Here is an 8253-nt window from a genome sequence, read left to right on the forward strand (position 1 = left end):
CAGACAGGACGGATAAAGACTGTGAAAAACGGCAGCGGCACATGGGAGTATGCTTATGATGCCTGGGGCAATGTGTCGAAAGCCACAGAAAACGGCAGTGCAGACAGCCATACTTATACCTATGATGACCAGGGACAGCTGACCCGTGAATATGACCCGGATAAGAAGCTGTATCTCGGCTATCAGTACGATGCCGGCGGCAACCTGACGGAAGTGCGCAGTTACCCGGCAGGGGCAGAGGGCGGACCGGAAGGAACAGGGACTGTCCTTAAAACTTTTGCCTATGACAGCACATGGAAAGACCAGCTGGCATCGGTTACAATGGACGGGAAGACAAGGAACTTCACCTATGATGCCAACGGCAACCTACTGAATGGCGGGAAATATACCTACAGTTGGACAAAGGGAAGCCTGCTTGAGAAAGTGACAGGTGATGGCTTAGAGGCAGTCTATACCTATGACGCATCGGGCATCCGGACATCCAAGAAGGTGAACGGCACTACAACAGAATACCTGACAGCGGGCGGCAGTGTCCTGTCCGAGAAGAAGAACGGTGTATGGCAGCATTACCTGTATGACGGCAGCGGACAGCTGATGGCCATCCGATATAAGGGTGCGGATTACTATTATATCCGTGACGGCCTGATGACGATCACAGGACTGGTTGACGCCAATGGTGTGGCTGTAGTAAACTATAGATATGACAGTTGGGGTATACTGACCGGCATCACAGGCAGCATGGCAGGGACACTTGGAAAGGACAACCCGTACAGATTTAAGGGGTACTACTATGATGAAGAGACGGGGATGTACTATCTGAAGAGCCGTTATTATCAGCCGGAGATCTGCAGGTTTATTAGTGCGGATGAGCCTGAGCTGACAAGAATTACACCGATGGCTTTAACGGACAAAAATCTGTATGCTTATTGCGATAACAATCCGATTGTACGTCGAGATATGGATGGTGCTTTATGGGGATTTGTACTGGCCGGAGCAGCGGTAGGTGCGGCAATTGGTGCAGCGACACAGGTTATTGACAATGCAATTTCGGGTAGAGAGTTAGGCGATGGTGTTCTGCTGGCAGCAGTAGGCGGTGCGATTACTGGTGCTGTGGGAGCAACGGGACTTGGAGCATTGGGGCAGGCATATGTATCAGGTGCTGTGGCGGCTGCTACGGATGTGATTACACAAGTAAAAGAGAGTGGCAAAGGCATGCAGGGAGTAAAAGATATTGACTGGATGCAAGTAAATGTTTCCTTTACATTAGGTGCTGTTTCAGGTGCTAGAGGTGGAAATGGTTTATTGCATAAAGGTAGTGAGGTTACGAAGGCACGAAAAATATACCAGAGAGCGATAAAAGGAATACGGGAACGTAGATGGTCCACGAGTAAGGCAGCAGGATATTTGGTTCGAAGTAGCAGGAATTTAAAAAAGGTTGTTTCTGCTAATTATAAAAAAGCGGGAAGAACTTCTTTTAGAATGTCTATGGTAACTATGGTGTTAAAAAAAGTAATTCCTTTATTTTAAAATTTATATAAGGGGGCACTTCAGGTGATACAGTTTGTAATTTATATTGTAATTATAGTTATTTTGGAAATAGATCTTTACTATATAAGAGCTAGTGATACAGATGGGTATTCAGGATGTCATAGGGATGATTTAAAATGGCCTCCTTTACCTGGAGTGTATAGAAATAATGCCTATCACATTAGAAAGAAAGGAATAACTGATTGGACAAAGCTAGGATGGGGATATCGTTTTAAGAAGCCATTTCGGGAAACACGTGTCAGAGCAGTGATGTATGAATGGATTGCGTGGATTCTAATAGTAACAGGGGCAGTAGTTATAGGTGCTTTGATAAGTATTTATCTTGTATTAGGGGATATTCCGAGGATGATTCGAAGAATTGTAATCATATATGCTATATTGTCAGGACTTCCGTTAGTTTTTTTCAATGTAGCACAGGATGAATATTCGGGCTTGGGTAAATATGCAGACAGGTTGATAAATTTGTTTTACAATAAGGTTTTGTAAGAAGTCTGAGTATAGTGGTTAATATTTTTAATGCCCCGCATTCTTGCGGGGCATCCCTTCACCATGGAGAAATATATTTTGCAAATTCGGCAAAGAGGCAGTGGTTCATTTAAACAAAACGATTATTTATACCAGAGATGCAGGCGGCACTGTGACCCAGAAGAAGGTCTATGCCCTTAGTACACAGGCAAATCCGTGTATGATAGCTGGGGCGAATACTTGAGATTACAGGCAACTGGATTGGCAAAAGAAACTTTAGGAGATTTTGCTATTTATACATTTGTAAACACAATTCCATATGAATTGATCAATTCATTAGCATATGCGGTGGGTGATACGATACTTACTTCCAATACAAATAATAAGAGAAGTTCCGGCAGCACTAAAAAATCGACAGGGACTAATGGGGGAAGTAATAACAATAGCAAAAAGACGCCAGCACCTCCATCAAGCCGTAAAGGCAATATCAGACCGTTGACACCGATGGATCCTATTATTAACAGTTGGAATTTTAAGAATAATAATTTTCATGCATGGTAAATAATGAGTGATTAGTTATTATGAAAGTTAATGTAAGTGGGAAATCTGATTTAAAAAAATTTTTGGATTTCCCATGAAGGGGAGAAAATCAAATGGTTATTAAGTATTGTAGAGATGTGGATAAATATTTTATTGCAGTAATAGGTATAGGAGTAGTCGCTACAATCCACTTAAGTATAATAGTGTTTATCATATAGCAAGTATTAAAGGTTTTATTTATGGCTTTTTTTGTCCGTTAGACATTATTTACATTTATCTGAGCGCGAAACCGCAGGAATGTGATACAGATGGATGTTGGTTTTATGAAAAAATAGATGAAAAAACTTTTCGACAGAAAATGGCCGAATGGCATGTTGAGCTGGCCGAAGAAAAAGAAGAACTTCCTCCATGGAAAGAACAAATTTAGTAAGGTGATATACGGTTATGATACATGAGGAAATCTTCTGAAGGCAGGCGCTATGGAGAAAGAATGTGTGTAGTCATAAGAAGGGGATTGTATTGATTATTAAACCAATAAAAAAGGCATTACTATATGAGGCAGGTATTATAGAGTTTGCAATGATTTTATTTTATATTAATGCATCAACATTAAAAGAAATTTTGATTGAGTTTGGAATATCTTTAGTTGTCATTTTTTTAGTGATTTTACATACAGGTGAAACCGTTATTTTAGATGAAAAGGGTTGTTGTTTAGTTTGGTTTAATGGTTTATTGAAGAAGAAATATAAATGGGAGCAGTTAAAAACAAAACGAATTTTGTATAAGGCAGACTGTCGAGAGGTGTTGGGTTATGAAGCCAAGAAGTGTGTATTGTTGACAAAACGAAAAATAAACAACAAATCTGTGTGGAACAATCCTTTTGTACAAACTGAAAAATATACAACAGTAGAAAAAGGAGCAGAATTTGTAGAGCAATTTCCATTTTTGTTTCGACCATTGAGTATAATATATATTTATTTTGCAGCAGAACCAGAGGCTTGTAAAGAGGATGGGTGTTATTATTCTGTCGTGGATGAAAAGGTTTTTATGGAGAAAATGAAAGAATGGCATATAGAATTGGAGGATAATAAACCTGAGGAAATACCTCCTTGGAAAGAACAAATTTAGTGTGTAGACATGGACTACAATATCACAAGAAACGTCTGACCAAGATCACCCATAACGGTTTTGACTATACCTTTGCCTATGACGGATTTGGCAACAGAAAGAGCGTGTCCATTGCCGGAAAGGCGGCAGTCAGCCATGATTATGAGGCAAAGAACGGCAATCTCTTAAAGAGCACCTATGCCAACGGCTGGGAAGTTGCTTACACTTATGATAATCTTGACCGTGTGACAGAAGTGAAAGCATCAAAAGACGGCACAAGTTATACCATTGGCCGGTATATCTATGACAAACTGGGCCGTATCGCCCGATTTGTGGACGGACAGGTGTCAGGTAAATCCTGTACTTACGGTTATGACCTGACAGACAGGCTGTGTGAGGCTGTCTTTGATGATGGTACTGCTTACAGATACACCTATGATGCCAATGACTGTCTGGTGAAGGAAGTACAGACCACACCGGATGGCGTGCGAACCGTGACAAGAGCCTATGATGCGGACAGCCGTGAAACAACTGTCATCTGTGGCAGCGCAAAAATAGAAAAGACCTTTGACAAGCTGGGAAGACTTTCAGCCATTAAGAGAAATGGCGGAAAACATACAACCATTTACGAGTATATGAAAGCCCCAGATGGCGGAGAGACAGGAAGAGTTGCGTGTATACGGAATGGTAATAGTGATCAGACTTCCAGTCTGTCTTATAGTTATAATACCCTGGGGAATGTGTCGAGAATATCCAGAGGAGGTAAGTATGCGCCGAGTGAATATGAATATGATGCACAAGGACAACTTGTCATGGAGGTGGATCGAACACAGAGCCGCATTTTCCGGTATTGGTATAATGAAGGCGGTAATCTGACAGAAGTACGTAGTTATCCTGTTCCAGAAAGCGGAGAGCCAGAAGGCGAAGGAACCGTAGAGAAGCAATTTGTCTACAGCAATGTATGGAAAGATCAGCTGACAGCAGTGACCATGGACGGCAGGACAAGAAACTTCACTTATGATGCCAACGGAAATCTGCTCAGTGATGGTAATTATACTTACAGCTGGACAAAAGGCAGCCAGCTTCAGAAAGTGACAGGCAACGGACTGGCAGCAACATATACGTATGATGCATCCGGCATCCGGACATCCAAGACAGTGAACGGCGTGACAACAGAATATCTGACAGCAGGCGGCAGTGTCCTGTCGGAAAAGAAGAACGGCATATGGTAGCATTACCTGTATGACGGCAGTGGCCAGCTGATGGCGATCCGTTATAAAGGGGCCGATTACTATTATATCCGTGACGGCCTGATGACGATCACAGGACTGGTTGACGCCAATGGCGCGGCTGTAGTAAACTACAGATATGACAGTTGGGGAAGACTATTGGGAATCACAGGCAGCCTGGCAGAGACACTTGGTAAGGACAACCCGTACAGATTTAAGGGGTACTATTATGATGAAGAGACGGGGATGTACTATCTGAAGAGCCGATACTATCAGCCAGAGATCTGCAGGTTTATCAGTGCGGATGATATCTCCATCATGTTAGACAATCCGATGTCGTTGTGGGATAAGAACTTATATGTGTACGGTGACAATGATCCTGTAAATAAGAAAGACGATGATGGCGAGATTGCACAGTTTGTAGCAATGGGTATCATTGGTGCAGTAACTAATGTGGGTATTTCATTTATTGCGTCAAAGGTGACAGGCCAGGATTATGGATGGAAAGATGCTGTTGTAGATGCTGCAGTTGGGGCATTAAGTGCGATTATACCAGCTTGGGAGATAAAAGAGGTAAGTAGATTCTATGTGTATAAGGATGTGATTAAAGGTGGAGTAAGCAAAGGAGTTTCTGTTATAGGAGAATTTATAAAGGGCGGAAACACAAAAGAAAGTCTAGGTTCTGCTATATTGTCTTTGGCTACGCCAGATGTTGCAAAATATGGGAAATTAGGTTTATTGAAAGAAGAGTTGCTTAAAGAAAAAGTAATAGAAACGGCTATAAATGCACCATTTGAAATGGCATATTCACTAATTACTTCTGCAGGAAAGCAAGCAAGAAAAACATCAGCGAGCAGGAAAAATTCAAAAGTTAATAATGATTATAAAGTGTTGAGAAATCGGCTTGTGAAAAGAGGAAGAATAGCCTATCATGAAATACAGTATAGATATAGAGGACGTATTTATTATAGTCGCATATATATGTGATTATAAGTGTACTGGGCATTAATGGATGCTCAAGAGATATTGTCAGTATTTCAATATCTCTTGAGCAGTGAGACGTAGGAGACTCAAATGGAAATAAGATCAGGAAAAGATAGTCTGAAAGAAAAGCTACTTTATATTGTTATTCTGTTCGTATGCTTAGGATGTATAGCGAAGATGATATATGATGGTCGGATGGAACTAATACGTGGACAATTGGACATAGGAACAATAGGAGCTATGCTTTTTTTCCTTTTCTTTATTACTGGAATGATGAAGGTAACCTTTTTTGCACTAACAACAGCGAATAATATTGTTTATCGGTTGGATGCGAGAGGAATTACAGTTATCAATAAAAGTAAGAAAGAAAAAATAATTGAGTGGGATAAATTCAAGACGAAAAGAATTGTACATAAAGGGCAAGGACAATTAGATAAAAGGACGGAAGAAACCTGGAAAGAAACAAATGCATGTGCAGTTTTTTGCCCCAGAAGAATAAAAGATTCCTTTATGCAATCACCATTTCCGGTAGAAGCATGGAGCGAACGAATTTCTTTTTTGTGTGCAATGTTTTCAGGATTGCCTTTTATTATTATGATGTGGCGATGTTTGTTTCAACGGCATGATGTCATCAGAATATATTTAGAAGATAAGAGAGAGATGTGCGGTGAAAATGTTTTTTATGGACATGTTGATAAAAATTATTTTGTAATGAAAATGGCAGAGTGGCATATTGAATTAGAGGACAATAAACCAGAAGAACAGATACCAATGTAGGAGCTGAAGTTATGGAAGAAATAAAAGGTGGTGTGCCACAAGATGGAAAAATACATTGGTGCCTGACACTCTAAACATACGATTTAATGTACTGGCATATCTTTTCAAAGCGCAAAAGGAGATGATATAATTAAGAGGCAGCAGAATTGGCTGCTGCCTCAAAAAGATTTGGTTATGCCAGGGGGAGAAAGTCATGAAAGAGATAAGAGGCGGTTTACCTGAAAAGGATGCCAATAACAATGTCATTAACTTAAAGCAGAAGATATTTATTCTAAAAGGATTAGATATCTTCTGCTTTTTTTGATATGCTTACATTGTAAAGAGAAACCATGAACCTGCCGCAGAAAAGGAGTAAACGGTAGAACCCGAGTACCTTTTTAACATAATCCTGTTTATAGGGAAGATGAGAATGGTCAGTTTTGGAATGTAGTAATTCCGGCACTGATAGGTGCGGCTGTAGGTACATTTTTGACGTGGGCAGCAACATCTGCAACAGGTCAGGAATATACAACAAAAGATTATCTGAGTGATTTTGCAGCAGGGTTTATTATCAATTTGATTCCGGTTAAAAATATAGCTAGAGCAGTCAATGTAATTTATACGACTGGTAAAGGCATATATGATGGTGAAGAACCAAAGAGTATTGCATTTAATGCAGCGATAGCATGGACGGCTTCTTCATTAAATATTAGTGAAAGACTTAATTTGCCACATAAGACGAATTATGATAAAGTTGCTAATAATGTGATGGATGTAGTTGAAAATGCGGGAAGAGAATTTGTAGGTGCTATTACAAGTAGAATTTTTAATTCAGACCCTTTAAAAACTAAATCGTCAAAATCGGTAAAAAATAGTTTTAAACGTACTTTAATTTCTAATCAGATTATAAGGAAAGGGAAAAAAGTATATAGAAAGAGAGTGTATTATTATCGAGGACGAAAAGAATGGAGAATAGAAAGGATACATTAAAACGTGGATGGTAAACGGTGAAAACTGAGTACCTTTTTATCAGTTTCTATTTGTGCCATAATTTAGATCAAACAAAGTTGAACTCGTCTAAAAAGTTGAGTGACTCAACTTTTTAGACTGACTATCATTTGTGGAGGTATTCACTATGGCAGAGCAAACCAGTCTGGTTGCACAGCAGGTCCGCCTTATGCACTGGGCAGAACAGATCAGAGAATGTCAGAACCGTCCGGAAGGTATGGATGTATCGACCTGGTGTGAGCAAAATAACATTACAAAAGCCAACTACTATTATCGACTGAAAAGGGTCCGGCAGATGTGCCTGGATCAGCTTCCTGAGGCAGAAAAGCCTGCTTTCGTTGAACTTTCGCGTCTAAAAGCGGAAAGAACAGCAACTGTGCCCGAAGTTCCAGTGATGTGTATCAAAAACGGACATGGGCTTTCGGCAGATATATTTTCTTCAGTTTCTCCCCAGTTGCTCCGTTGTCTGGTAGAGGCATTTAGTCATGTTGAATGATGCCGCTGTTTCACAGTTTAAAAAAGTTTATCTGGCCCCCGGATTATCCTCAGAGTATTTTTATCCTCATCTTTTCTGGATATAGCGATATTTACTCTCTTCTTCGCAAAAAAGATGAGG

9 protein-coding genes are annotated in these 8253 nt (G+C 40.2%); all 9 read left to right on the forward strand.

Annotated features, from left to right (window positions below; translation table 11 throughout):
* Window positions 1–1527: RHS repeat domain-containing protein (locus tag WMO25_RS11325; protein WP_349085408.1), on the forward strand; the 1527-nt coding region annotated here is incomplete at its 5' end.
* 24 nt (window positions 1528–1551) lie between these two features.
* Window positions 1552–2034 carry a hypothetical protein gene (locus WMO25_RS11330; protein ID WP_349085409.1) on the forward strand — a complete coding sequence of 161 codons (483 nt, stop codon included), beginning with the start codon at window positions 1552–1554 and terminating at the stop codon, window positions 2032–2034.
* A gap of 195 nt (window positions 2035–2229) precedes the next feature.
* Window positions 2230–2574, forward strand: a complete 345-nt coding sequence (locus WMO25_RS11335) for a hypothetical protein (RefSeq protein ID WP_349085410.1) — start codon at window positions 2230–2232, stop codon at window positions 2572–2574.
* Between the two features lie 498 nt (window positions 2575–3072).
* Complete coding sequence (locus tag WMO25_RS11340) at window positions 3073–3681, forward strand: hypothetical protein (protein ID WP_270515431.1); 609 nt, start codon at window positions 3073–3075, stop codon at window positions 3679–3681.
* Window positions 3663–4892 carry a hypothetical protein gene (locus tag WMO25_RS11345; protein ID WP_349085411.1) on the forward strand — a complete coding sequence of 410 codons (1230 nt, stop codon included), beginning with the start codon at window positions 3663–3665 and terminating at the stop codon, window positions 4890–4892. The genes WMO25_RS11340 and WMO25_RS11345 overlap by 19 nt, the downstream gene beginning before the upstream one ends.
* A 6-nt stretch (window positions 4893–4898) precedes the next feature.
* The gene (locus tag WMO25_RS11350) at window positions 4899–5876 is read left to right on the forward strand and encodes an RHS repeat domain-containing protein (protein ID WP_494337440.1); all 978 of its coding nucleotides are present in this window, start codon (window positions 4899–4901) and stop codon (window positions 5874–5876) included.
* An 87-nt stretch (window positions 5877–5963) separates the two neighbouring features.
* Window positions 5964–6650 (forward strand): hypothetical protein, encoded by a 687-nt coding sequence (locus WMO25_RS11355; RefSeq protein ID WP_349085413.1) that lies wholly within the window; start codon window positions 5964–5966, stop codon window positions 6648–6650.
* A gap of 468 nt (window positions 6651–7118) precedes the next feature.
* A complete protein-coding gene (locus WMO25_RS11360; RefSeq protein ID WP_349085414.1) occupies window positions 7119–7619 on the forward strand; it encodes a hypothetical protein in 501 nt (166 codons plus the stop codon).
* 145 nt (window positions 7620–7764) lie between these two features.
* Window positions 7765–8133 (forward strand): IS66 family insertion sequence element accessory protein TnpB, encoded by a 369-nt coding sequence (locus tag WMO25_RS11365; RefSeq protein WP_349085415.1) that lies wholly within the window; start codon window positions 7765–7767, stop codon window positions 8131–8133.
* Window positions 8134–8253: the final 120 nt, after the last annotated feature.

The sequence above is a fragment of the Coprococcus intestinihominis genome, assembly GCF_040096555.1.
GTDB lineage: Bacteria > Bacillota > Clostridia > Lachnospirales > Lachnospiraceae > Coprococcus_A > Coprococcus_A intestinihominis.